This window comes from Rhodopirellula sp. P2, assembly GCF_028768465.1.
Lineage (GTDB): Bacteria > Planctomycetota > Planctomycetia > Pirellulales > Pirellulaceae > Rhodopirellula.
Map to the genome: position 1 here is coordinate 3,317,862 of NZ_CP118225.1, position 24,879 is coordinate 3,342,740.

General features: G+C 58.2%; 20 protein-coding genes and 1 tRNA gene. 13 read left to right on the forward strand and 8 right to left on the reverse strand.

The features are described 5' to 3' along the window. Positions 1-26 precede the first annotated feature (26 nt). The 7 genes from PSR62_RS11705 to PSR62_RS11735 all read left to right on the forward strand — a co-directional run bounded on the left by PSR62_RS11705 (position 27) and on the right by PSR62_RS11735 (position 11,162). Positions 27-3,098 (forward strand): DUF1553 domain-containing protein, encoded by a 3,072-nt coding sequence (locus PSR62_RS11705; protein ID WP_443217423.1) that lies wholly within the window; start codon positions 27-29, stop codon positions 3,096-3,098. 44 nt (positions 3,099-3,142) lie between these two features. Next, positions 3,143-4,510 carry a DUF1501 domain-containing protein gene (locus tag PSR62_RS11710; RefSeq protein ID WP_274408218.1) on the forward strand — a complete coding sequence of 456 codons (1,368 nt, stop codon included), beginning with the start codon at positions 3,143-3,145 and terminating at the stop codon, positions 4,508-4,510. A 132-nt stretch (positions 4,511-4,642) separates the two neighbouring features. Then, positions 4,643-6,118, forward strand: coding sequence for an SMI1/KNR4 family protein (locus tag PSR62_RS11715; RefSeq protein ID WP_274407914.1), 1,476 nt, complete (start codon positions 4,643-4,645; stop codon positions 6,116-6,118). A gap of 160 nt (positions 6,119-6,278) precedes the next feature. Further along, a complete protein-coding gene (gene cysC, locus PSR62_RS11720) occupies positions 6,279-7,007 on the forward strand; it encodes an adenylyl-sulfate kinase (RefSeq protein WP_274407915.1) in 729 nt (242 codons plus the stop codon). An 89-nt stretch (positions 7,008-7,096) separates the two neighbouring features. Continuing rightward, positions 7,097-8,980, forward strand: a complete 1,884-nt coding sequence (locus tag PSR62_RS11725; RefSeq protein ID WP_338020166.1) for an ABC transporter permease — start codon at positions 7,097-7,099, stop codon at positions 8,978-8,980. A 35-nt stretch (positions 8,981-9,015) separates the two neighbouring features. Continuing rightward, on the forward strand, positions 9,016-10,224 hold the full coding sequence (locus tag PSR62_RS11730; protein ID WP_274408219.1) for a CNNM domain-containing protein: 1,209 nt from the start codon (positions 9,016-9,018) through the stop codon (positions 10,222-10,224). Then, positions 10,221-11,162 carry a DUF21 domain-containing protein gene (locus tag PSR62_RS11735; protein ID WP_274407917.1) on the forward strand — a complete coding sequence of 314 codons (942 nt, stop codon included), beginning with the start codon at positions 10,221-10,223 and terminating at the stop codon, positions 11,160-11,162. Before PSR62_RS11730 ends, PSR62_RS11735 begins: the two co-directional genes overlap by 4 nt. Positions 11,163-11,240: 78 nt before the next feature. On the opposite strand, the gene PSR62_RS11740 is transcribed toward PSR62_RS11735, so the two are convergent. Further along, positions 11,241-11,327, reverse strand: a tRNA-Ser gene (locus tag PSR62_RS11740). 868 nt (positions 11,328-12,195) lie between these two features. Here PSR62_RS11740 and PSR62_RS11745 point away from each other — a divergent pair. The 5 genes from PSR62_RS11745 to xerC all read left to right on the forward strand — a co-directional run bounded on the left by PSR62_RS11745 (position 12,196) and on the right by xerC (position 16,191). Beyond that, complete coding sequence (locus tag PSR62_RS11745; protein ID WP_274407918.1) at positions 12,196-12,495, forward strand: transposase; 300 nt, start codon at positions 12,196-12,198, stop codon at positions 12,493-12,495. Beyond that, entirely contained in the window at positions 12,492-13,364 is an 873-nt protein-coding gene (locus PSR62_RS11750) for an IS3 family transposase (protein WP_274407919.1), read from the forward strand. Before PSR62_RS11745 ends, PSR62_RS11750 begins: the two co-directional genes overlap by 4 nt. 260 nt (positions 13,365-13,624) lie before the next feature. Further along, a complete protein-coding gene (locus PSR62_RS11755) occupies positions 13,625-14,941 on the forward strand; it encodes a hypothetical protein (RefSeq protein ID WP_274407920.1) in 1,317 nt (438 codons plus the stop codon). Between the two features lie 73 nt (positions 14,942-15,014). Then, the gene (locus PSR62_RS11760) at positions 15,015-15,260 is read left to right on the forward strand and encodes a hypothetical protein (protein WP_274407921.1); all 246 of its coding nucleotides are present in this window, start codon (positions 15,015-15,017) and stop codon (positions 15,258-15,260) included. A 28-nt stretch (positions 15,261-15,288) separates the two neighbouring features. Next, positions 15,289-16,191: a tyrosine recombinase XerC gene (gene xerC, locus PSR62_RS11765; protein WP_274407922.1), complete on the forward strand. Its 903-nt coding sequence runs from the start codon at positions 15,289-15,291 to the stop codon at positions 16,189-16,191. A 59-nt stretch (positions 16,192-16,250) separates the two neighbouring features. Here the strand turns inward: xerC and rpiB are convergent, their stop codons facing one another. The 4 genes from rpiB to PSR62_RS11785 form a co-directional block, all read right to left on the reverse strand. After that, positions 16,251-16,724, reverse strand: coding sequence for a ribose 5-phosphate isomerase B (rpiB, locus tag PSR62_RS11770; protein WP_274407923.1), 474 nt, complete (start codon positions 16,722-16,724; stop codon positions 16,251-16,253). A gap of 477 nt (positions 16,725-17,201) precedes the next feature. Beyond that, positions 17,202-18,233, reverse strand: coding sequence for an AAA family ATPase (locus tag PSR62_RS11775; RefSeq protein WP_274407924.1), 1,032 nt, complete (start codon positions 18,231-18,233; stop codon positions 17,202-17,204). A 10-nt stretch (positions 18,234-18,243) separates the two neighbouring features. Next, on the reverse strand, positions 18,244-19,227 hold the full coding sequence (locus tag PSR62_RS11780) for a lipase family protein (RefSeq protein WP_338020193.1): 984 nt from the start codon (positions 19,225-19,227) through the stop codon (positions 18,244-18,246). Between the two features lie 192 nt (positions 19,228-19,419). Continuing rightward, positions 19,420-20,547, reverse strand: coding sequence for a glycosyltransferase (locus tag PSR62_RS11785; protein ID WP_274407926.1), 1,128 nt, complete (start codon positions 20,545-20,547; stop codon positions 19,420-19,422). 292 nt (positions 20,548-20,839) lie between these two features. Between PSR62_RS11785 and PSR62_RS11790 the strand changes: the two genes are divergently transcribed. Then, positions 20,840-21,364 (forward strand): hypothetical protein, encoded by a 525-nt coding sequence (locus tag PSR62_RS11790; protein WP_274407927.1) that lies wholly within the window; start codon positions 20,840-20,842, stop codon positions 21,362-21,364. Positions 21,365-21,418: 54 nt separating this feature from the next. Here the strand turns inward: PSR62_RS11790 and argF are convergent, their stop codons facing one another. From argF to argB, 3 genes are read right to left on the reverse strand one after another with little or no spacing between them, the layout of a single operon-like run. Then, complete coding sequence (argF, locus tag PSR62_RS11795; protein WP_274407928.1) at positions 21,419-22,357, reverse strand: ornithine carbamoyltransferase; 939 nt, start codon at positions 22,355-22,357, stop codon at positions 21,419-21,421. After that, positions 22,357-23,901: an acetylornithine aminotransferase gene (locus PSR62_RS11800; protein WP_274407929.1), complete on the reverse strand. Its 1,545-nt coding sequence runs from the start codon at positions 23,899-23,901 to the stop codon at positions 22,357-22,359. The genes argF and PSR62_RS11800 overlap by 1 nt, the downstream gene beginning before the upstream one ends. Next, the gene (gene argB / locus PSR62_RS11805) at positions 23,898-24,761 is read right to left on the reverse strand and encodes an acetylglutamate kinase (RefSeq protein WP_274408220.1); all 864 of its coding nucleotides are present in this window, start codon (positions 24,759-24,761) and stop codon (positions 23,898-23,900) included. The genes PSR62_RS11800 and argB overlap by 4 nt, the downstream gene beginning before the upstream one ends. Positions 24,762-24,879: the final 118 nt, after the last annotated feature.

Genomic DNA, 24,879 nt, shown 5'->3' on the forward strand with positions numbered 1-24,879 from the left:
TGACGCCCTGTGTTTTGCTGGTCGCGATCCTGCTTGCCGGTGCATGTTGTGCCGACGACGAGGCGGCGCAACGAGAGTTCTTTGAGAATCACGTTCGCCCATTGCTGAGCAAGCAATGTTATGAGTGTCATGGCCCGGATGCGGATGAACGGCAGGGGGGACTGCGTGTGGACCACGGGGCATTTTTGCTGAGTGGTGGTGACACGGGGCCAGCGGTTGTCGCGGGGGAAGTCGATGACAGTTTGTTGATCGAAGCGGTTCGTTTTGAATCGTATGAAATGCCACCGTCGGGCAAGCTTTCAGACGACGACATCGGCGTGCTGGAACGATGGGTTTCGGAGGGGGCGTATTGGCCGGAAGAACCCTTGCCCGAAGGAGCTGAGGGCGAAACCAAGTCATTCGATTTGGATGACCGACGCGAAACACACTGGGCTTGGCAGCCCGTCCAAGATCGCTCGGCACCGGAGGTCAGCGATCCGGCTTGGTCTCGTGACACAATCGATCGCTTCATTTTGGCTGGTTTGGAAGACGCGGGTTTGTCCCCTGCTCGACCCGCGGATCGCAGCACCTTGGTGCGACGTTTGACGTTTGCACTGACGGGATTGCCACCCACGCCTGAAGAGGTTGTTCGCTTTGAAGGCGATGGGCGTCCCGACGCGATGCAGCGTCTGTTGGATCGATTGATTGCATCGCCTGAGTTTGGCAATCGTTGGGGCCGTCATTGGTTGGATTTGGTTCGGTACGCTGAGTCTCGCGGTCACGAGTTTGACGCCGACATTCCCAGTGCGGATCGATACCGCGATTACGTGGTGCGTGGGCTCAACGCGGATGTGCCGTATGACCAATGGGTCCGGGAACACATCGCTGGTGATTTGATGACTCAGCCACGAATGAGTTTTCATGATGGCGAAGGCGGGAGGCCGTTCAACGAATCGATCTTGGGAACAGGTTTTTGGCATTTGGGCGAGTGGGTTCATTCGCCGGTTGATATTCGCAAAGACGAATCGGACCGCATCGACAACATGATCGATGTGATGTCGAAGACCTTCCAAGGTGTGACGGTCGCCTGCGCTCGGTGTCACGATCACAAGTTCGATGCGATTTCGACGGCCGACTACTACTCACTCACCGGGTTCTTGCAGAGCAGCGATTACGCGGAGATTCGATTTGATTCGATTGAGCACAACCGTCAGGTAGCCAAGCAGCTTCAGGAGCTCGACGAGAGCCATCGCAAAAAGTTTGAGGCCAACTTTGAGGATCTTTACGACGCAGCGCAGCGGTCGGACAAGGATCTCGCTTGGCCGAAATCGGTGGTGCATGCGTTTGATCAGCTCGATGCAAGCGATTATCGCCAGAACGGATTTGCATTTGGTGCGCAGCCGACGCGTGCGGGGGAACCGCATCTGATGGAGCCTGACTCTTCGGAGTTGTCGGCGGACAAGATGATCTCGTTGGCCAGGAACGCTGCGGCCAAGAACGATGTGTCCTGGAACGGATTGGAATCCATTCGTTCGAGCGTTACGAACGCACGAGGCAAATTACGAGCTTATCCTCGGGCTGGTCGAACGCTTCGTCTGCCAACCTTTGCGTTGACTGAACCCATCGTTTCCATCCGAATTCGGGGGACAGGGAATGTTTTCGCGTGCGTTGATTCGCATCGATTGGTCGATGGTCCATTGCATGGTGAAACGATCGTCAAGTTCAACAAGGTCGATGGTTGGGTGCAGTTGAATCTGGGCCGGTACCTTGGGCATCGTTTGCATTTGGAGTTCACTCCCGCTGAAAACCAGACGATCGAAGTTCTGTGTGTGGCCCAGTCTTCCAAAGCGGATGTGGCGGCGACACGGCGGCAGATTCAAAGTCGTCTGGACGAGCAAGCGGATCGCACCGGTGAACTGGAAACGCAAATCCGACGACGTGTCGCGGCGAATAAAGCCCTGCGTTCGAAGATCGCAGCGTGGCAAACCGAATGGTTCACACAACGCCAGCAATTGGTGTCTCAGATTCAGAAGCGATCGCGGGTGGCGATTGGGATGATCGACGGGAGCGGCGAGGATGCAGCGATCTTGATTCGTGGCAATTCGTCGAGCGAAGGCGACATCGAACCGCGGCATTTCTTGACCGCAATCACCGGTGGAGAACGGATTGGAGATGAACAGGGGAGCGGCCGTTTGGAACTCGCTGACGAAATCAATGACCCGCACAATCCACTGACCTCTCGGGTGATCACCAATCGCTTGTGGCATCATTTGATGGGGCGCGGGATCGTGCCCACGACCGATGACTTTGGTGTGTTGGGGATGCGGCCGACCCACCCGGAATTGCTTGATCATCTGGCCACGGACTTTGACCGTCACGGTCGGCATCTGAAGTGGATGATTCGACGTATCGCTTTGACAAGCACTTATCAAATGTCGATGCAGGGAGCATCAGATGAGATCTCCGTGTTGGCATCCACGGTCGATCCAAAGAACGAACGGTTGCATCAACGGAATCTGCAGCGACTCGAGGGGGAAGTTCTGCGAGACAGCTTGCTCGCGATTTCGGGGCAACTCGACCGATCGATGGAAGGCGGTTCCGTGCCGGTTCATTTGACCTCGTTCATGAAAGGACGAGGCCGGCCGGCAAAGAGCGGTCCGATGGATGGTGATCGACGGCGATCGATCTACATTGCGGTTCGGCGGAATTTCCTGTCGCCGATGATGAGCGTGTTTGACACGCCCAATCCGTTCAGCACGATGGGACGTCGCAACGTGTCCAATGTGCCTGCTCAAGCCTTGGTGATGCTCAACGACCCCTTTGTGCGCGAGCAGGCTCGTTTGTTTGCGGAGCGTGCGATGCGGGAGGTCCCGCGCCAGCCTCAAGCTGCGTTGGCGGAGTCGCCTCGTTTGTCTGGAGCGACAACAGTGGATCGGCGAATCGATTGGATGATCTGGAACGCTTTGGGACGCCCCGCGAAACCGTCCGAGTTGCAATCCATCCGTCAGTACCTGACGGCGTGGGGGCAGGCTTCTGGGGCAACCCTGGAAGATGTTTCGTTGTGGGCCAACGTGGCTCATGCCATCGTCAACACCAAAGAATTTGTGTTTGTGCCATGAGTGGTTTTTCAACTTTGGGTCGTCAGACCATCAGTCGTCGGCAGATGTTGGCTCGGACCTCGATGGGGTTCGGAGGCGTGGCGTTGGCGGCGCTCATGAACGAAGCCGCTGCGGAGCATGCCGGGCATGGGGTGCATCATCCAGCCAAGGCGAAGCATGTCATTTTCCTTTACATGGATGGGGGACCGTCGCAGATCGACACGTTCGATCCCAAGCCCTTGCTGACCAAGTTGGACGGGCGTGATCCGGGGGATTTGTTTCGCGTCGAACCCACCCAGTTCAACAACAACGGCAAGGTTTTGGGCAGCCCGTGGAAGTTCAAACAGCACGGCGAGAGCGGGATTCCGGTCAGCAGTTTGTTTCCACACGTTGCGGAATGCGTGGACGAATTGGCCGTGATTCGTTCGATGGTCTCAGAATTTTCCGAGCACACCTTCGCGAACTACTTTCTGCACACGGGAAGCGGTTTGCAGGGGCGGCCAAGCATGGGGGCCTGGGTCAATTACGGTTTGGGATCGGAGTGTGACAACCTGCCCGGATTTGTGGCGCTCAATGGAGGCTTGATTCCTCCTGGCGGACTGGATTGTTTTGGCAGCGGTTTTTTGCCGGCGACGTACCAGGGCTCGGTGTTTCAGCCTCACGGCACCGCGGTCGCCAACATTCAATCCCCTGAACCGGATCTGGGACGCCAACGGGCTCATCTGGATTTGATTGGCAAGCTGGACTCGGAAGCGATGCGTGATGGGCTTCGGCACGACGCGGTTGAATCTGCGATCTCGAATTATGAATTGGCGTTTCAAATGCAGGCTGCGGTCCCTGATTTGATGTCCATCAAGGACGAACCGGAGCACATTCGCAAGCTGTACGGACTGGATGCCGAGTACGAGCCGACGCAAATCTATGCAGCGGAATGCTTGATCGCGCGGCGTTTGATCGAGCGCGGTGTGCGGTTTGTTGAATTGACGTGCCCGAGTGTTGGTGCCGATCGTTGGGACCAACACAGCAATCTGAAGAAGGGGCACGAGAACAATGCCTTGGCCGTGGATCAACCGATCGCAGGGTTGCTGAAGGATTTGCGGCAGCGCGGTTTGCTGGACGAGACGTTGGTCGTTTGGGCTGGGGAATTTGGGCGAACGCCGTTTGCGCAAGGGGCCAACGGACGCGACCACAACCCGTTTGGGTTCTCGATTTGGATGGCGGGTGGCGGAATTCAGCCGGGAATGACCTACGGGGCGACCGATGAATTTGGCTACAAGGCGGTGGAAAACCGAACGGAAATTCACGACCTGCACGCCACCATGTTGCATCTGATGGGGGTCGATCACACGCGATCCACGTTCCGGTTTGGCGGTCGCGACATGCGATTGACCGATGTGAAGGGCCACGTGATCGAGGCCGTTGTGCAGGGGTAGCGGGGCGGAACGAGTTCTGACGCTCTTGCGGTGACTTCCTGTGCAGCGTTAGTGTTTGGGCGAAGGCCAGATGCTTTACAATTTGCATTGCCTTTCTTTTCTCCTCTTTTCTGCTGTCGCACTCCGCAATCTGTGTCTGATCCTTTGGATGATGCCGAGACACCCTCTGGCCCGAACGCTTCGGTTCAATCAGGTCAGTCGCTTGACGCTGCGCCGAAATGGTCCGATCAACTGCAGGAACGGTTTGCGGTGACGCTGCAGCCGGACTTGGCGTCTTGGTTTGACGACGAGGTTTGGCGGTCTCCTGGCAATGGCGAATTCGTCGTGGCGGTTTCGCCAGAAACGTTGCTCAAGTCCGTTCCGGATCCGGTCTGGCCGCCCTTGATGCCTCCCAATTTCCTGCCATTGGTGGGAAGTCATGCGGGGGATTGGCTGTGCCTGCGACTGTCCGACGGGGAAACCGCGACGGGGGCAGCTGCCTACGATTTGTGTCATTGGTATCACGGTGGAGGTGACTGGCTGCCTTGGGGGAACTCTCTGGCCGAGGCGTTGTTGTTTGATCAAATTTTGCCGTTTCTGCCTGCGAGCGATCATCGGCACGCGATTCCTTCGCCGATGGACAACGCCCGTTCGGTTCAGCCGGGAACGAATGCCTGGCAGGATTGGATGACACGGTGGTTGCCAGAGGCTGTGCGTCGGATCGCCCAGGAGCAACGTTGGCAGTCCGAAGGCACGGGCTGGATCGACGATTTGTTGAACGCGGGTGTGTGCGGTGTTGCGATCGGTTGCCAATTGGTGATCGACGAGTTGAGCAACGAATTGACGCGGCACTTGATGCCGGCCGATGCCAATCGAATGGGCATCGCCTGGAATGACATCATGCGGTGGGGATTTGATTTGCGGACTCTGCCCGTCGAAATCGCGAATCGGTTGCAAGAGGAAGGGGCGGTTCAGCCGGGGGCGATGGACCCAGCACAACAGAATTGGCCGCGGATCGAGAGCATTTGTGAACGCATTCACGCCTTGGCACCCGAGTTGGCTTGGGCGGCCGAGTTGCTGGGGTATTGTCGATTGCAACGCAGCGATTTCAGCGGCGCGACGGTGGCGTTTCTGGCGTCGATGCGGTGCAGTGTGTTCACTGACCAGAGCGTCCGGTTGCGGACTCACTGGGCAACGTCGGGAGCCGAAGGGATGGCCAAGTTTGGTGCCTATTGGTTGTGCCGCGAGAGCAAGTTGCGGCCCGAGTCATGGGACTCATCGATCGATCAGTGCGCGGCAAACCTAGCTGCCATTGCCAATGCCGTTCCCGCGTCGATCTCCATGTCCGAGTACCTCGATTGCTTGCAGAATCGGGAGGGTGGCTCGGTACGGAGTCGTTTGACCACCTTCTTTTTGGAGCGTGCGGACCAGAAGACTGCCAGCGGTCAGCATGCCGAAGCTGTTCGCTGTCTTTACGCGGCCGGTTGGGATTTAGGGACGGAACCGATGACGTTGTACGCCGAGTTGCTGGGGCGATTGGTCGACGTCACTCAGGTCGCCGGTTGGACATCCCATGAGATTCTGGCTCGGATGCATCGTGATTGCTTCCGAAAACGTTACGGCATTTGATTCATCCGGCGGCTCACGTCTCGCCGCTCACGAAAGTGACGCTGTCCAGTTAGGATGGAGGCTGCTTCCAACGCAAGCGAAGGCCAGGTTGACTTGGTCGCTCGCGATTTTTTGCAGCTGATTTGAACTTCCTGACTCACCTTTCTTCCCAAACCGATCCATGAGCCAGTCCAACACTGACGAACCTTCCGCGACCAGCGACTCCAAGGATGATGTTCAGAAGAACATTGTTTGGCACACGCACACTGTTTCTCGAGCAGACCGGGAATCGAAGCTGGGGCAACGGGGCGTGGTGGTTTGGTTCACTGGGCTGAGCGGATGTGGGAAGAGCACGGTCGCGAATGAGTTGGATCGATTGTTGATTCAGCGTGGTGCGACCTGCACGCTGTTGGATGGTGACAACGTGCGGCATGGTTTGTGTGCACCCCCAGCGGTCTTGGAGGGCGAGCACGGCGAGGAATTCGCGAGTCGATTTGGGTTGGGGTTTGGCCCCACGGATCGGGAAGAGAACATTCGCCGGATCGGAGCGGTGACGGAACTGTTCGCATCCGCGGGAGTGATCACTTTGGCCGCCTTTGTCAGTCCCTACCAGCGGGATCGAGATCGGGTGCGGAAGGCGATTGAGACCAGCGGCCGCGCCGGCGATTTCTTGGAAGTCTTCGTCGACACGCCGCTTGAGATTTGTAAACAGCGAGACCCCAAGGGGCTGTACAAAAAGGCAATTGCCGGCGAGATCAAAAATTTCACGGGGATCAGCGATCCCTACGACGTGCCCTCCGCGCCCGAGATTCACCTGAAATGGAAAGCGGGCCAGACGCCTCACGATCAGGCGTCCGAAATCATCGATGAAATGGAGCGGCGAGGCGTCCTGCAGTCCGCGGAGGGGTGAATTTCGATGCCGAATCGAACCATTCTCGGGGTGAATGCATACCGACTTGATTCTCGATTGGGTGGTGATGCATTAGACTGCGTCCGCACGTGAACCCCCTCGGCAACCTCTTTCGGCAATCGCCTCACGGTTTGATCCCAGTCATGCTCGGCCCCGTTTTTCAACGAGAAGCCTCTGTCGTTCCCAAGCGACCGGCAACCTATGTCACTCGCAGTGTCTATTTGATGGCACTGTTTCTGTTGCTATGCACCGGGTATTTGGTGCTGGATGGGTCACGTTCTCTGGCTGCCAACGCGGACGCGGCCAAGTTTGGCGGCTGGATGTTTCGTCTGCTCGCTCCGCTGCAGTTGGTGATCTTGTCAGCTTTGGCGGCGGTGGGAGCTGCCAGCAGCGTGGCTCAGGAAAAGGATCGTCGAACGCTGATCCTGATGCTGATGACTCGATTGTCTGGTTTTGAAATTGTCGGCGGAAAAGCGGCGGCCACGTTGCTGTCACCTTTCGCCTTGTGCGTCATTTCGCTGCCTTTGTTTCTGACGTTGCCGTTGTTGGGCGGGGTCGCACCGGGGCAAGTCTTTGCCGTTTTTGCGGTCACGATTGTCAGCGTGATTGTGTCCGCTGCGGTTGGAGTGGTGGTCGCGTTGTGGCGAGAAAAGACCTTTCAGTCGATCGCGTTGACGGTCTTGGTGTTGTTGCTGTTGGTTGCGGCGGGAGAAATTGCGGCATCGTTGAGCGGTGACGACTCGAGGTGGGCGATGGCCATCAGTGCCCCACGAGCGTTGCTAGCAGCAACGAATGCAGACGCGGGATGGGGGGCTTTTCTGAGTGACGGCGGGGGATTGTTTGTGTTTGTCGGAAGCGTGTTGTCGGCGGTGATCTTGGCGATCGGAATCGCCAAGGTTCGCGTTTGGAACCCTTCCCGAGAAGTGCGTTTGAAGGCACCCGATCCAGAGACCAGCGAAGAGTTTGCCAGCGAAGAGTTTCAACGCGATCGCGAGAAGGACCCCACGTCCTGGAAAGTCCGTCAGCCTCGTCCGGTATGGGACAATCCGATCCTGTGGCGAGAGATCCGAACCTGGGCTTATGGTCGCAAGATCATTCTCATTCGGGCGGTCTTTGTCTTGATCTTTGCAATCATTGCGACAGCGATCTATTTGCAGGTGGAAAGCGGTGTCGCGATGGAGCCCGCCGGTCGCATCGGACGTGCTTTGCCAGCGGTCACCATTCCAATGGCAGCTTTGGGAGTGATCAGCTTGGTGTTGGTCAATGCGTTGGCCGTCAACGCGGTGACGGGCGAGCGTGATGGGTTGGCGCTGGATTTGTTGTTGGTCACGGACCTTCGTCCCAGCGAGTTTGTGTTCGGCAAATTGTGGGGAGTCATGTACGCGGCCAAGGAGATGATCATCTTGCCGATGTTGTTGACGATCTACTTGGGGCTGTCCGGCGTGATGACGCTCGAGAACATGGTGTACGCCTTGGTGGGTGGGTTCGCTTTGGTGGTGTTTGTGGCCATGCTGGGAATTCACTCGGGACTGAACTATGTTTCGGGGCGAACGGCGACGCTGGCCAGTCTGGGCACGGTGTTCTTTCTGTGCGTGGGCATCGCGATTTGCATGACGATCATGGTGAGTTTTCGCGGGGCGTTTCAGCTTCAGTTGGCGCCGTTTTTGGTGATGATCCTGGGTGGTGGGCTGGCCTTGTTTGCTGCTCTGGGGTGGCGGAATCCATCGTCCGCGATCTTCGCGGCATCGTTCGCGTTGCCGTTGATCACGTTCTATGCGATCACGCAGTTTCTGTTGCAGACCGATCACCTGTGGGTCGTGTTCAGCTTGTTGGCGGGATATGGGTTCACGACCGCGGCAATGATGATTCCAGCGCTGAGCGAATTCGATGTCTCGTTGGAACCGGACCGCGGGAACGAGACCACGCGGACGACGGGTGATACCCCCGAGGCGTTGCCGGGGTCCACGAATTGAACGAGCTGGTGTCGAAGTGGCCGTTTTTGGCTGCGATGCTCATTCTCATTGTTGCCAGCGGACTGTTCAGTGGCAGTGAAGCGGCGCTCTTCTCGCTGAAGGAACGCGACCGCAAGCGGATTGGGCGGAACGGGGCTTCGGGGCGAGTGGTGACTCATTTGTTGTCCCAGCCGGATCGATTGCTGGCAGCGATTCTGTTTTGGAATCTGCTGATCAACATGACGTACTTCACCTTGGTGGCGATTGTCTCGGCGGACCTTTCGCGACCGGGGGTTTTTACTTTGGTCTGTTTGCTCACGATCATCTTTTTCAGTGAGATGTTGCCCAAGAGTTTTGCAGTGATGACGCCGGCTCGGATCGCTTTGTTGGTGGGCGTGCCGATGACGATTGCGGTGGGCATCGTGTCGCCGATTTTGCCGTTTGTGAAATGGGCCAACGAAGCGGCGGGGCGTTTGCTGTGGCCCTCCTTTGAACCGGAGCCCGAGATTGAGCTGACGGATATCGAACGGGCGATTGAGTTGGGGACCGATGACGCGACGTTGCTTCGACGGGAACGTTTGGCGCTGCGTTCCTTGGTCATGATGGCGGAAATTCAAGCCGATGAAATGATGCGTCCGCGAAGCAAATTGATGATCGTTTCGCCTCCTTTGGAGACCTCGTTGTTGGGCGAAGGTTCGCCTCCAGGAGGTTATCTGATGGTGGCGGATCCAGAGGACAGCTCAGGGCAAACGATTCTCGGTTCGATCGCGGTGCGATTGCTGCGGCCTCAGCAGATCGATGATTTGCCTTCGGCGGTGGAGCAGGTGTTGCATGTGCCTTGGTCCGCCAAAATTGCCCAGGTTTACGATCAGCTAGACGAACAGGGAATCAGTGTGGCGGTTGTTGTCAATGAATTCGGCGAGGTTGTCGGAGCGCTCACCGTCGATGACATCTTGCGAGGTGTGCTGGCCAGCACGGACCAGCTGGACGCGGCGGAAGACCAAATCAAACGCTTGGGGGGCAGTCACTTTCGGATGCCTGGTTCGACGAGCCTGCGAGCGCTCGCGAAAACGTTGGGAATTGATCTGCCGGAGGAACGCACCGCGACGGTTGGAGGGCACATCCAACGCCACAACGAACGTGTGCCTCGGGCTGGCGATGTGGCTCCGTTGGCGGAGTTTGAATTGGTGGTCACGGAAGAGGACGAAGACGGGATTTGGATCGAAGCTTGGTTGGGTCCCGAATCGGAGCGATCTTCCTCATGATGCTGGCAGTGGGAATCTTTTTGATCGGGTTGGCGCTGTCAGCCTTCTTCAGTGGAAGCGAGACGGGCCTGTATCGTGTTTCGCGAACACGGTTGGTGCTGGATGGACTGAGCGGTTCCTTCGCTGGACGCGGGTTGGTGTGGATGATCAATCATCCTGCGATCTTCGTGGCCACGACGTTGGTGGGGAACAACTTGGCCAATTACTTGACCAGTTTGGCGATCGTGATGTTTGTCGGGACGTTGGTCGGTGGTGGGGAGGCCATTGAATTGGCGGCCACGGTGATGATGACGCCCGTCGTGTTCGTGTTCGGGGAGTTGCTTCCCAAGCATCTGTTTTATCAAGCGCCGTATCGATTGCTGCGAGGCACAAGGTGGTTGTTGTTGGTGGCAACGATTGTGTTCGCGCCAATCTCGCTGCTATTGAGTTTGCTGGGCAACGCGCTGCAGAAATTGACGGGCGAAACACCGTTTCGTTTGCGGCTTTCGATGGCCCGAGGTGATTTGGACCAGGTGTTGCAAGCGGGCCAGGACGCCGGGATTCTCGCTGCTGGTCAGCGGAATTTGGCCCAGAACGTGTTTGATGTTGGCAACGGTCCCGCGGTGCAGTTCGGTGTGCGGCCCGAGCGGTTGGCGGTGGTGGATTCCCCGGTGGATTTGGAACTTGCCCGTCGCCAGGCTCGCAGGCAGAATCACCCGATCATCTTGGTGCGACGGAAAGGGCGGATCATCGGCTTCTATCGCTACGCCGACTTGGTGCACCAGGATCAGGTTCCCACGCCACTGCCAATTGTTCGCGGTTCCTTGACGGACCGGCACTTGGGGTTGCTGCTGCGTTTGTACGACGCTCACAGCGACGTCGCGGTGCTGTACGAGCCAAGTGGCGTGATTGGCAGCGTGGTGACTCGCCGGCAATTGTTGCAGCCGCTGCTGGTCTGATTCGCGACCGATGTGGTTCGCGTGACCCGCCGAGAGAAGTCTCGGCCGCCCAGCCGCATCAAGCGGTGAGAAAAGGAGCGGATGGGGTGGGATTCGAACCCACGGTAAGGTCTCCCCTACGCTAGTTTTCAAGACTAGAGCCTTCGACCACTCGGCCACCCATCCGGCGAGGCGGATTTTAGCAGGCCGCTGCGACTTCGCCCAGACGAGGTGGACCGTCTTCGCTGGTTCCCAGGCTCTGCCTGGGCACCCGGTGAATGGCAGGCTCCTGCCTGGCGAGTGGTGGGGTGGCGAGGCGGGAGCCTCGGGGGCAGTGCGTTCCCAGGCAGAGCCTGGGGACGAGGGGTGAGGGCTTTTCGGTTGGTTCCCAGGCTCTGCCTGGGCACCCGATGAATGGCAGGCTCTGCCTGGCGGGTGGTGGCTTGACGAGGCGGGAGCCTCGGGGGCAGTGCGTTCCCAGGCAGAGCCTGGGGACGAGTGATGAGGGGCTTTTCGGCTGGTTCCCAGGCTCTGGCTGGGCACCCGGTGAATGGCAGGCTCTGCCTGGCGAATGGTGGGGTGGCGAGGCGGGAGCCTCGGGGGCAGTGCGTTCCCAGGCAGAGCCTGGGGACGAGGGACGAGGGCTTTTCGGCTGGTTCTCGGGCACTGCCTGGGCACCCGATGAATGGCAGGCTCCTGCCTGGCCAGTGGTGGGGTGGCGAGGCGGGAGCCTCGGGGGCAGTGCGTTCCCAGGCAGAGCCTGGGGACGAGGGATGAGGGCTTTTCGGCTGGTTCCCAGGCTCTGCCTGGGCACCCGCTGAATGGCAGGCTCCTGCCTGGCGAGTGGTGGGGTGGCGAGGCGGGAGCCTCGGGGGCAGTGCGTTCCCAGGCAGAGCCTGGGGACGAGGGGTGAGGGCTTTTCGGCTGGTTCCCAGGCTCTGGCTGGGCACCCGGTGAATGGCAGGCTCCTGCCTGGCGAGTGGTGGGGTTGAGGTGGCCTGGGTTTTGGGGGCCACGTGAGTCCTTAAACTGAAAGGAACTCAAGGAACCCCAGATGCCACGTAAGACCAAGCCTTCAGCTAATCCTGAACGACGCACCTATACAGACGAATTCAAACGTGATGCAGTTGCCATGCTGCTCGACGGTCACTCAGCGACATCGATTGTTGAGCGATTGGGAATCTCTGGAACGAACCTGCTTTACCGCTGGAAGAAGCAGCAAGTCGAGTCGGCCGGACCGGTTGGCGAGGTGCTCGATAGCCGCGTTGCCGAACTCGAGGCAGAGCTGCGGCGAGTCGAGCGCGAACGCGATGTTTTAAAAAAAGCTTTGATCATTTTCGGCCGAAACGAGTGAGCCAGCTCTATTCCGCAGCGGACAGCATCATTCGCGATGGCACGGCATCGCAGCGAGAGGTCGGTGAGATTCTCGGTTTCTCACGCTCCGCGTTTCAGCGATTTCAAAGCGAACCGCCAAGCCGAAGAGAACAGAGCGACATGGATGTCTTGCCAATGGTGATCACCACGTTTCATCGACACCGCAGACGCTACGGTGCCCGACGGATCGCTGCAGACCTGAAGCTACAAGGAGTTGCAATTGGACGCGAAAGGGTCGCCAAATTGCTGCGAATTGCGGGGCTATCGGCGTTGCAGCCAAAATCATTCAAGCCGCGAACGACCGAAAGTCGGCACACGTTGGGCTACAACGAGAACCTATTGCTCAAGCAGCCTGAGCCAACGAGTGTGAATCGTTTGTGGGTAGGCGACATCACCTACATTCCGATCGTACGAACTGGATTCGCTTACATGGCGACCCTCATGGATCGCTTTTCCAGGCGGATCATCGGCTGGTCTTTGGAAATGGATATGACCGAGAGCCTGGTGATCAAGACGCTTCAAAAGGCGATTCGCAATCGACAGCCTTCAAGAGATCTCATCCACCACACTGATCGCGGTGGCCAGTACGCAAGCAAGAAATATCGTGCGATCATCCAACGCAGTTCGATGCGTCAAAGCATGAGCCGAGCTGGTGACTGCTACGACAACGCGTTTATGGAATCTTGCTTTGGAACGATCAAGACGGAACTGCAGATGACCGAATATGAGAACTATCGCGAGGCATTGAGTGAACTGACTGAGTTCATTGCCTACTACAACACATCGCGTCTTCATTCATCGCTCGGCTATCTCTCGCCGACCCGATTCGAATCAACCGTCCCCTGCTAAAATTAGAGGACGCGTGGCCCCCAAAATCCAGGCCACCTCAGGTGGCGAGGCGGGAGCCTCGGGGGCAGTGCGTTCCCAGGCAGAGCCTGGGAACGAGGGACGAGGGAACTCATCGGAAAGCAGCGACGACGCCTCGGTTGAGTCTCGGCTCCGATCCGCGAAATCGACCGGTGAGGGGAAATGCGTGGAATTTTCGGATTGGGGTGAAGAAACGGGGAGCGGTGGGCCGATGAGAGTGGTGGGGGTGGAGACATAGCGCGATGACCGAGGGGTCGATCGTGAAACACATGGCTCACCAAATGACATTCTTATTCGCGTCCACTTGGACTCGCATCACCACGGTGTGCGTGTGTCTGAGCGTCTCGCTGCTGAGTGGCTGCACGCTTGTTCCGGAAACACGTCAGCGAGACACGCTGCACAATCCGTTTCCGCAAATGAAGCGGGTCGCGGTGCTGCCGTTCTACAACCAAAGCCACCAACCCAACGTGGATGGTGAGGAGGTTGCGCGGTCGTACTACGCTGCTTTGCAAGCGATTCCCGGTTTTGAAGTGTTGCCGGTGGGCGTCACCTCGACGCAGTATCGTGCCTATTCGATGCAGTACGGCGAACCTCGTGTGGGAGCGGACTTCCAGCGACTGGCACAAATGATGGATGTCGAAGCGATCGTGGTTGGGTCGATCACGGACTTTGACGCGTATTACCCACCGCGAATGGGAATGACCGTTCACTGGTACGCTGCCAACGAAGGGTTTCACGCGATTCCGCCCGGCTACGGTTTGCCTTGGGGCACCGAGGGGGAAGAAAAAATTCCGGCACGGATCGTTCGGGAAGCGGAGTTCGAGTTGGCTCGCAGTCAGCTAAAAACGCAAACCCCGCAGCGGATGCCCGAAGCTTCCGCGGTTGAACCGGCGACCGAAAGTGCCGCCAGCTCCAGCCCCGAGTTTGCGAATTCCAACCCACTGCGAGAGGACTCCGGGCCGTTTGGCGAGGAGGAGCCGGTGAGTGATTCGGAGGCAGGAGGAGTGATTCGATTGGTCGATCATCATTCGTATCAAGCCGAAGTGGCCGAGCATCAAGTGATCAGTCCCAACATGGCTCCGTCCATCAACGACGGGGACGTCGTGTGGGAAGAGGATTTGGGCTGGGACGGCGATGGAATCGTTGACGGACGTGCCATGAATCTCAGCGTCATGGATCCCAGTGGAGTGATGATGGAAGAAGCGTGCGGTTCCGAGGGCTTTGCCAATGTCGTTCCGTTGCCGCCGGCATGGCCTGATCCGACGGATTTGATTCCGGATCCACCTGCCATGACGCCACCTCCAATGATCGCTCAGCATGATCCGGTGCTCTCACACACGCGGTTGTATCGCGGTGATGATCCGTACTTCACGCAGCGTTTGGAAGACTACGTTGAGACGGGGGATGATGCACGTGGGATGGCTTGGCAGGGTTATGTCAAACGTAGCGATGATTTCATTCGTTTCTGTTGTCACTTGCACATCGTCGAAATGTTGGAGTCCCGAGGCGGTCGTGACCAAAGCGACCTCATTCTGCGCTGGCCCGTGAGCCGATACTGAGCAGCATCGCGGGAAACTCCGCCCACGGAAGTTTCTCCGAACCCGCGACATTCGCACTCAGGACGATCAAACGATGGAAAAGGAAGTCAACGTGTTGGCCTTGGTCAAAGGCGAAGAACGTTTCATCTTCTTGTTCGACGACGAGAACCGTGACGAGACCTTGCGTCAGCTAGCGCGTTTTGCTGCCAACCCCGATCTGGATTTCTCGTGGTACGACGCGGCGATGTTGTCTCGCAAAATTCGCGAAACCGTTGTGGTGGACGACGAAGTGTCGGCCAGTGCCGAATTCGATTCGCTTTCCATCGATGACTTTGTTTGATTCTTTCCGTCAGCAGTGAGCCTCGGTTTTGCGCACGGCAATCACTCGATTTCTGCAGCACATGGCGACCGAACGCAATGCGTCCGATCTGACGATCAAGGCGTACCGGGAGGACTTGTTCGCCTTCGCGGAATGGATCGGCCAGTCAGACGTCGGTCGGGTCCAGCTGGATTCACTGACGCCGCAGCAGTTGCGGCAGTTTCAGGCGGCGCTCCAGCAGGCCGGTTACGCTCGCAGCACGATCTCGCGAAAATTGGCCTCGCTGCGAAGTTTCTTCAAGTTCGCGATGCGGGAAGGGCTGGCCAGCAGCAACCCGGCCAAGCCGCTGCGGAATCCGCGGAGCAATCGCAAGCTTCCGCATGTGCTGACCAGTGACGAGGTCGGAAGGTTGCTGGTGGCGCCACCTGCGGTCAGTGAATCAGGACTTCGCGACCGAGCGATCTTGGAGACGATGTATTCGTCAGGCCTGCGTGTCAGCGAACTGGTGGGACTGCGCGATGGGGACCTGGATTTCTCGCAAGGGATCACGCGGGTTCGCGGGAAAGGCCGCAAGGAACGCATCAGCCCGTTGGGATCTTTCGCGATCAAAGCGATCCAGGCTTACGCCGGTCGTCGCAGTCGATCGCCGGAGTCGGAGAAACTGGGCCGAGCAGCGCCGGTGTTCGTCAATCGGTTTGGCAACCTCCTGACCACGCGGAGTGTGGGGCGGATGTTGGAGAAGTACATCGCCAAGGCGGAGTTGGATGCCCGAACCAGTCCTCACACGTTGCGGCATTCGTTCGCGACTCACCTGCTCGATCGCGGCGCGGACATTCGCAGTGTCCAAGAACTGCTCGGCCACAAGTCACTGACGACGACCCAGATCTACACGCATGTCAGCGCGACGAATCTGCGGCAGGTCTATGAGAAGGCTCACCCTCGCTCAGCGTGACGGTTCGTTCGCGAACGCTCGCATTGGATTCATCCGCGACTCTGTTCGCGGTTACTCGTTCAGTCGCACTCGAGCGCCAGGATTTTGTTCAGGCGACGTTGGTGTCGTTCTTCGGGTGTGTAGTTGGCTTTCAGGAACGACGAGATGATTTCGAACGCCAATTCGCTGCCGATGATCCGGCCGCCGATGCACAGCACGTTCATGTCGTCGTGCTCGACACCCTGGTGAGCGGAATAGGTGTCGTGGCAGATCGCCGCCCGGATGCCCGTGATCTTGTTGGCGGCGACGCTGACGCCCACGCCACTGCCGCAAATCAGCAGGCCACGGTCGGCTTCCCCGCTGTTGATCCGCTCCGCGACTTCGACGGCGAAGTCGGGGTAGTCACAGGAGGTCTCGTCATCGGTTCCGCAGTCAATCAGGCTGGTGACCTGCGATCCAAAACGCTCGACAACGAGCTGCTTGAGGGCGAAACCGGCATGGTCACCACCAACAGCCAGGCGAATGGGCGAGACGGATTCCGCATTTTGCGACATAGGACCAGATACCGACGAAAGAGCGAGCCAAAAAGGAGAAGCTTCGAAGACGCCACAAGATAGTCGTTCGGCGGCGATTCGTAACCGGGGCTTGGGGGCGAGGTCGTTGAGGCAGGTCGGTTCGTTCAAGGTGCTCGTCCACACAGAATGGACCCCGACGTGTGAACGAGGAACCACACCACATCCCCACGACGGCCCCTCCGGGGCGACCATTTGTTTTTTTGACATCCATCTCGGGGCTTCCGCCCCGAGCTAAGGACGACGGCCCCGTCCGGGGCGAATTGGTGTGATTGCCGGGTGGAAAATGGCGGGCGGGGTGATTGCAAATTGCAAAATGGAGATTGCAAATTGGTAATTGGGACCGGTGAAATCAGGTGACTTGATCGACCGAAGTCACTTTGCAATTTGCATTGAGAAATTTGCACTTTGCAATTGCCCCACGATGGCCCCGTCCGGGGCGATGTTGATCAGGCTTGTTCAGATCAGGTCGTCTTCGTCTTCATCCTCTTCGCGATCGGGGTGCAGTGGATCGTCGGCATCGAAGAATAGGTCCGCCAGGCCCAGAGGGACCGCGTCGCCGCCCAGGGTGCGTTTGCGGCGTTCTGCGAGGGATTCCAGGTCGACGGCTTCGTCGCCCAGGCATTTTTCCAGGGCTTCCTGCCAAGCGGCATCGTGGGCGACCGGGTGCGAGGGGTTTTGCTTCATCCGCTTGATCGCGAATCGCAGCAGGTTGATGCCGTCTCGCGGTGAGAAATCCAGTTTCAGCTCGTGGGAACGCTGCAAGAAATCGACCGTCAAGGCGAGCATTTCTGGCTCGGCGAACGGCAGGTGGTACTGCAAGATCGCCATCTCGTCTTGTTTGTTGGGGAACCCGACCTGCAGCGTCGGTTGCAGCCGACTGAGAATGTAGTCCGGAATCTCAAAGGTCGATTCGTCTTGGTTCATCGTCACGGCCGAACGGAATTCGTCGGAGGCGGGGATCGTGATCCCCGCAACGATCGATTCGACGTAGCGGCGACTATCGAAAAGCGGTGCCAGCGAGGCCCATGACTTTTCGTTCATGCGGTTGCCTTCATCCAGAATGCAAACGCCGCCCGTGATCATGGCGGTGACCAGTGGCGAAGCGTGGTAGGCGATCTCGCCACCGCGGCTGAGCACGGGGGTGATGAGCAAATCCTCGGGGCGTGTGTCCGCCGTGCACTGGTAGATGTACAGCGGCAGTCCCTGGCGTTTGGTGGCAGCAATCGCCAGCTGAGTCTTGCCGACCCCTGGTGAACCGATCAAGCGAGGGGTGAGCGGGAGATCCGATTCGTCCACCGTCAGCCAGCACGCCAGCAACTGCATCAGCAGTTCGTGCTGGCCAATCCAGTCACTGGCTGCTTCGTAGGGGTGGGCGAGCTTGAGTTCGACGCCGCCAATTTGAACGACTTCCGGTTCGCGTGCGAAGCGATCGGAAGCAGTTGGTTTCGAGGGGCGATCTTCGGATGGATTCGGCGAAGGCGAATTCATGAGGTGTCCGTCAGAGGGCTTCGGTTTCAGATTTTTGTCCCGTCAAGTCTGAAGCATCGACGGCGCTTTCGCCACGCCCCATTGCATCTTGTTCGTCGCGAACGGCTGCCAAGATGGGATCGATGTAATTGTGCAGCGGGTGGTCGCTGAAGTGATCGATGCGAAACCGCCGCAAACCACGCAGGAACCCGTGCCAGCGGTCGCGCCGCTTGCGAATCATTCCGAGGTGACCGATCCGCCCGTTTCGATTGATATACACTTCCGTGCCGCAGTGCCGATAACCCATCCAGGCAGGTGGGACGCGGGTCACGACGTCGTTGTTGTTGACGTAGCGATAGTGGGGCAACTGAACGTAGTTGATGTAGCGTTTGTCACCGACACGAGGACTTCCGTAGGTGAACAGCCCGCGCGGAATGGATTGGATGTGAGACAGGTAACATCTGCCGGCGCAGATGGTTGCCATGGCGCCACCGAGCGAATGGCCGCAGAACCAAACCGGTTGCTCATTGCCGACCAGCGCGGTCTCTAGCATCGGCCACAGATCATCGACCTCCGTTTTGAACCCGCGGTGAACTTTTCCGGCTGTTTCAGCCAACACCGAGGCGGCGTTCGCGTCCGCTCGAATGTCGTTCCATTCGTTCGGTTCGGTGCCGCGACAGGCAATCACGCAATCTTGATCGTTGCGAAAACGGTACGCCTGCGAACCATCATGATCGAAGAACGTGACATCGGTGAAGCCGACCATCGCCGCTGCAACAGTGGCCTCGCGCTGATCGTTGTAAGCGACCATCGCAAGCTCAGCGAAGAGCAGTGACTTTTGAAGGAACGTCATGTCCTCGATCGCCCCTTTGACGTCGCTGTGGACGACCACCGGGACTTCGTTGGGATCCTGGACAACGCCAGCGATGGGTTTCAGTTCCAGTGCATCAGATGGTTCGCGCATCTGAAAAACTCCATTTCGAATGAAAAGATCAGCGTCCTCATTGTGCCACACGAACTGGCTGGGCGGGATAGGCGTTCGAATGGCATGGAAGTCAGTTCGGCGAATTTCGAAGTGGTTGCACCAGCGCAGGGACGCCAACGGGCTCGCAAAGCGAATCCAATCGACGGCGCTGTCGCGAACCTGATTCCGTGGAGTGTCCCGTTGGCTGAGTCTCCGGCCAATCGAGTACCAATCGTTGGCGAGTCAGGGCCGTGGACGCCCCTCGCAGGCGTTCTGCAAGCACGTTTCGTACGCGTCCACCATGGCGGGCCATCCAAAGCGGTCCACCACTTCCCCCGCATGCTGTTCCAGTCGTGATCGGAGTGCAGGGGAAGTCAGGCAATGCAGCAGACCGGCACGCAAAGATGATTCACTGTTGTCGACCAACCAGCCATTGCGTCCATGATCGATCACGTCCCGGACCGCTTCCCCAGCGTCGACTGTCAGCACAGCGGTGGAGCAAGCCATCGCTTCCAGCAATGCAGACGGGAATCCTTCGTACCGGCTGGGGAGCACGAACCAGTCCCCCGCTTGGTAGGCAGGCCAAATCGGCTGCGTCCAACCAGGGAACTGAATTTGCTGGTCGACATGCAGCTCACGAGCGAGTGCTTCAAGGGGACCTCGCTGGCTGCCTTCGCCGTGAATCGTGAGTTGCCAGTCCGGTGCAGCGGCTGGCAATTCTGCGAGTCCGCGAATCAATCGGTCAAATCCTTTTTCATGTTCGAGTCTTCCAACCGCAACGATCCGTTGTGTTTCCCCGTCGGGATCACCGTCCTCGGGCAGTCTGGTTGGACGCTTGGTGGTGAGGCCGCTGGTGGGAAGCTCCACGGCGGATGGGATCACGAGCGTGTGGCAACGCGTGCTCGACTGCAGGGTGGTTGCCACGTCTTCGCTCAGGCAGACGACTTGGTATGCCTTGGGGTACAGGTGCCGTCGCAAGAACTCACGCGTTCGGCCAAGCGATTGGTGCTGGGGGTCGCTGCGTTCGCTGGCCACGACGGGGACACCGAGCCCGCGAGTCGCCAGCAACGTCAGCCAGTTCGTGGCGTCGCAGAAGGAGAGCACCACGTCAAAGTTGCCAGCGGCGATCGTCGCTCGTAGGCGGCGGGTTCGTGCCCAGAGCGAGACAGGGGTTTCGGGGGTCGACAAGACGTTGATGGATTGTCGCGAGACCCGAGAGTCGACTTCGTGTCGGCCGCGGCTTCCATCGTCCAGGGTGATCAGCGTGACGGAGTGCGAGCGAAGCGCCAGACGCGATGCCAGGCCCGCCATCACTCGTTCGGCTCCGCCGCCGTCGAGCGAGTGGATGACGCAGGCAATTTTCATTTTCATGGACGGGATGGGCGGAACACGGACTTGGAAACAGCGAACGGAGGTGAACGTTTATCACGCAGGGCAACGGAATGGCAGCGTGCGGGGGAATTCTCCATCTGATTTGCGAAATTATTTGGCTTCGGGGTGGTTGTTTGGATTGCAACGATTGGACAGGTGACTACGGTGGAATGGGCACGGGGGTGTTCACGATCGAAGTTTGCCAAATGATCCAATCACACCTCATTCTATGAGAGAAAGCGGGCCAGCTATGTTGTCTCAAAAATCTGCCTTTTCGCGGGAATCGAGTCGCTTGAAGCGATCGATTCAACGCCTCTTCTTGGGCTTGGCGGTTGTTGCAGGCTGCGTGGCCTGCTGCGAAGAAGCGTCCGCTCAGTCGCCCTATGCGTTTGGGTTCCAACCATACGGTTTTTACCAGCCCTACGGATCGGTGTATCGATCCAGCATCCCAAACCCGCCGTATTTCGCGACCAATCCACCGGTTTACTACGGCACGCGTCACTACCGCCCCTACGGTGTCAGCCCCTTTGCGTCGCCACCGGTCGTGAGTCCCGGAGCGGACTATCGCAGCCAAGTGGCACCCATGAACCAACGCCGTGGTTACGTCGGGCCGGTTTCGAATCCTTACATCTGCAAGGCGGGTGAATCGACCTCGCATTTGGTCACGAAGTCCAAGGCGGACGCAACCAAGTCGAGCGAAGTGGCAGCTGATTCGGAGTCCGCCACCACGTTGGTTTCGAATTCGGCTGACTTCACTCCTGGGAAGGTTCAAGCCAACCCCTTCGTGTCGGCCGAATTGCAATTCGCTCAACGCTGATTCACTGACGTTTGAGTGATCAAGCTCGCTCGTGTTGAGCGAGTGGGTTCGTCCTCAAACGCGAATGTTTTCTGCGATCCATTCGGGACGCAGAAGTTGGATCAGCAAAGCCTTTTGGGCGTGCATTCGATTGCCCGCCTGTTCAATCACATCGCTCTGTGGGCCATCCATCACTGCGTCCGTGATCTCCTCGCCTCGCACGGCGGGCAAGCAATGCAGCACGCGAGCGGTTTTCGGAGCCGCTTCGAGCAACGCCTCGTTGACTTGGAATTCTTTGAAGGCGGCACGTCGTTCAATGGACTCCGCCTCCTGTCCCATGCTGGTCCAAACGTCGGTGTAGATCGCGTCGGCGTTTTGGACTGCAGCGATCGGGTCGGTGATTTGGTTCAGTTTCGCGTTGGGGAATTTTTCCATGATGCGATCGAGCCAAGGTTGGTCGAGTTCGTAGCCGTCTGGGCGGGCAAGCGTGAACTGAATGTCCAGCATGGCACAGGCGAGCGCCAGCGAACGGGAAACGTTGTTGCCGTCACCCACGAACACCATGTGGCGACCTTTGACATCGCCGAAGTTCTCCTGCAGCGTCAGCACATCTGCAATCGCTTGGCAGGGATGGCTGAGATCGGTGAGGCTGTTGATGACCGGGACGGCGTTGTATTTGGCCAGTTGCTCAACACGGTCGTGAGACTTCGCTCGACACGCGACGGCGTCAACGAATTGACCGAGTACACGCGTGAAGTCGGATGGCGATTCGCGCTTGCCCCAGCCGACATCATCGCCCAGGAACAGACTGCTGCCCCCAAGGTGATTCATGCCCGTTTCAAAGCTGACGCGGGTCCGCAAACTTGGTTTTTCAAACAGCAACGCCAGTGTGTAGCGTTCCAAGATCGCGGGCCGTTCGCCCTGTTTCAATTTGGCTTTGAGGGTTTGTGCGGTTGCTAAAATCTGACGCAACTCTTGCGGGGTCAGATCAAAGAGGGTGAGCAAGTGTCGCATCAATGTTTCTCCGTTTCCTCGTTGGATTCGAACTCGTCCAGTTCGTTGTTTTCCAGTTCAGTTTCATCTTGTTCGGTTGGTTCTGCGTCTTCTTCTTGGTCGGTTTCCTCGTCCTGTTCTTCTTCGTCGTCGTACTCCTCGTCGAATTCGTCCTCGTCTTCTTCCTCATCGACTGGATCTTCATCGACCATTTCCTCGGATTCGTCTTCTTGAAACGTTTCGTCCGAGGTGTCTGAATCCGCTTCTGTTTCGTTTGCTGGGGCTGCTTCCAGGGCTTCGTCGGTGATCACTGCACCTGTGCGCGCACTGTCAGCAGGCTCACTGTCTTCCGGTTCACCGTCAGCAAGTTCCGACGCCCCCCAGTCATTGTCTTCCAGGGCCTCGGCGGCGTCTTGCTCGGGAATCACCTGAGCGGAGGAGGGGGGCGGTTCCTGGTTTTGTTCCAACCCCGCCAGCACGGCATCGATTCGGTCGATCAGGTTGGCTTGCTCCTCGTTTGTCATCAACAAAGGAGGCTGGAACAGCACGGAATGTTCGCTGCAGACCGATGCGTGCAGTTTCTTGGCGTTGGCTTTTTCGAGCCAAGCTTGTGAGTCAACGTCCAGTTCCAGGACCACAGTGTGACCACTGACGTGCAGATCGCGAACACAACCACGGGTGGCAATTCGTTCCGCCAATGCAAATGCGAAAGCGTCCGCGTCCGTTGCCAGTGCATCGGATTCCAGCAGCATCGACAGAGTGGAGGAGATCAGATGTCCGACCAGATCATTGGCGGGAACCAAGCCCTCCGCCTGCGCTGCGAGAGACTGGCCAAGCACCAGCAATCCACCGGGCAGATCAAAGGTCAATCCCGCCGCAAGGATCACAGCGTCAGCCGAGATTCCAGCGACCATCTCATGCGCGAAAAGATGCCCGTTTCCGACTGCGGGAACGTTGCCATGGTCGATGATCAAGCAGGTGCCGGTTTCGTCACATCGTTGTCGGCACTTCGCCCACCATTCGGCACTGATGGGTTGGCCGACGCCGCTGAAATCCCACGGTGACACCAAGGCCACGGCCGTGGACGAATCAATGCGGTCAACGAAGCGATCGGCGGGAGCATGCACAAAGCCGGGCAACAAGGGCCACTCGTCGCCTCGCAGGGATGAATTGCCACTCGCCATTCCGGCCACGATGCTGCGTCCATGATCGCTGCCGACCAAGCACAGGCACTTGGGCGACAAGGGGACATCGCCCGCATGGGTGTCGGATGTTTGCAGGGCTTGATGGTGACGGCGCCCCGCTACCAGTGCATGCTCCAGGGCCTGGTCTTTCGTCGATGTGCTGATGCAATCCGCGATGGTGGAGGCATCGTGTTGGGTCAGCGTTCGAAGTTGCTCGGTGATCTTGGTAGGCAAGGCAACATCGCCACGCCATTCCGGTTGATCCGCGAATTGATGCAGCGCGTCACGGCACGAGTTTCCACCGGTGGGTGAGAGGCGGCCGGCAATCGCATTGATCCAGCCGTCGCCGAGCGGGCAATCGTCGCTGCCAGTCGCGTTCACTGATGAATCTCCGTGCCCACACCGTCTGTGGTGAAGATTTCAAGCAACAAGGAATGGCGCAAGCGACCGTCGATGATGTGAACCTTTTGCACGCCGCGTCCCAGGGTTTCCAAGCAGGCTTCGACCTTTGGAATCATGCCGGATTTGATCACGCCATCGGTGATCAACTGGCGCGCCTCATCAGCGGACAACGCGGGGATGATGGTGGAGGGATCTTCGGGGTCGCGACGAACACCGTTGACGTCGGAAAGGAACACCAGTTTGTCTGCACCGAGTGACTGAGCGACGGCCATCGCAGCGGTGTCAGCGTTGACGTTGTACATTTGGCCCTGCTCATCCTCGCACAAGGAGGGGATCACGGCGACTTGATCGGTGTAGGCCAGGCTTTCGATCACGTCGCGATCGACCTCGGTCACTTCGCCAACGTATCCCAGGTCATCGCCCTCGGGATCGATCAGCTTTTTGCCTTTCAGAACGCACGTGGTTCGTGGTGACAGATTGACCGCGCGGCCACCCAAATGTTCCATCATCTCGGTCAACTCGACGTTCAATTCTCCCGCGAGAACTTGCTCGACGACCTTCAGCGATTCCTCGTCGGTGACGCGGCGGCCGCGAATGAATTGGGCTTGGATGCCCGCTTGGGTCATCGCTGCTGTGATGGCTTTGCCACCACCATGGACCACCACCGGACGCAGTCCGACGGTTTCCATGAAGATCACATCCAATAACAAATGATGGAGTGCTTCTCGGTCTTCCAGCAGACTGCCACCAAGTTTGATGACCATCGTTTTGCCTCGAAAACGACGGATCCAGCCCATCGCTTCGATGAGTGTGTCAGCTTTCGCAATCGCTTGGTCCATGAGCGGCGGGGGTCCCAGTTGGACGTGAGAATCAGATGACATCAGAACTGAATGATTAGAAAGATCGACGAAAAAAAGATGCCGGCGAGCGAATGCTGGCCGGCGTGGGCGAATTTCG

What these genes read in the sequence shown, in the direction of transcription:
- PSR62_RS11730 (WP_274408219.1), top strand. Translation starts at nt 9,016, where the DNA reads ATGCTCATTCTCATTGTTGCCAGCGGACTGTTCAGTGGCAGTGAAGCG.
- PSR62_RS11755 (WP_274407920.1), top strand. Translation starts at nt 13,625, where the DNA reads ATGACCGAGGGGTCGATCGTGAAACACATGGCTCACCAAATGACATTC.
- argB (WP_274408220.1), bottom strand. Translation starts at nt 24,761, where the DNA reads ATGGACCAAGCGATTGCGAAAGCTGACACACTCATCGAAGCGATGGGC.
- PSR62_RS11735 (WP_274407917.1), top strand. Translation starts at nt 10,221, where the DNA reads ATGATGCTGGCAGTGGGAATCTTTTTGATCGGGTTGGCGCTGTCAGCC.
- argF (WP_274407928.1), bottom strand. Translation starts at nt 22,357, where the DNA reads ATGCGACACTTGCTCACCCTCTTTGATCTGACCCCGCAAGAGTTGCGT.
- rpiB (WP_274407923.1), bottom strand. Translation starts at nt 16,724, where the DNA reads ATGTCGCAAAATGCGGAATCCGTCTCGCCCATTCGCCTGGCTGTTGGT.
- cysC (WP_274407915.1), top strand. Translation starts at nt 6,279, where the DNA reads ATGAGCCAGTCCAACACTGACGAACCTTCCGCGACCAGCGACTCCAAG.
- PSR62_RS11760 (WP_274407921.1), top strand. Translation starts at nt 15,015, where the DNA reads ATGGAAAAGGAAGTCAACGTGTTGGCCTTGGTCAAAGGCGAAGAACGT.
- PSR62_RS11785 (WP_274407926.1), bottom strand. Translation starts at nt 20,547, where the DNA reads ATGAAAATGAAAATTGCCTGCGTCATCCACTCGCTCGACGGCGGCGGA.
- PSR62_RS11710 (WP_274408218.1), top strand. Translation starts at nt 3,143, where the DNA reads ATGTTGGCTCGGACCTCGATGGGGTTCGGAGGCGTGGCGTTGGCGGCG.
- PSR62_RS11775 (WP_274407924.1), bottom strand. Translation starts at nt 18,233, where the DNA reads ATGAATTCGCCTTCGCCGAATCCATCCGAAGATCGCCCCTCGAAACCA.
- PSR62_RS11745 (WP_274407918.1), top strand. Translation starts at nt 12,196, where the DNA reads ATGCCACGTAAGACCAAGCCTTCAGCTAATCCTGAACGACGCACCTAT.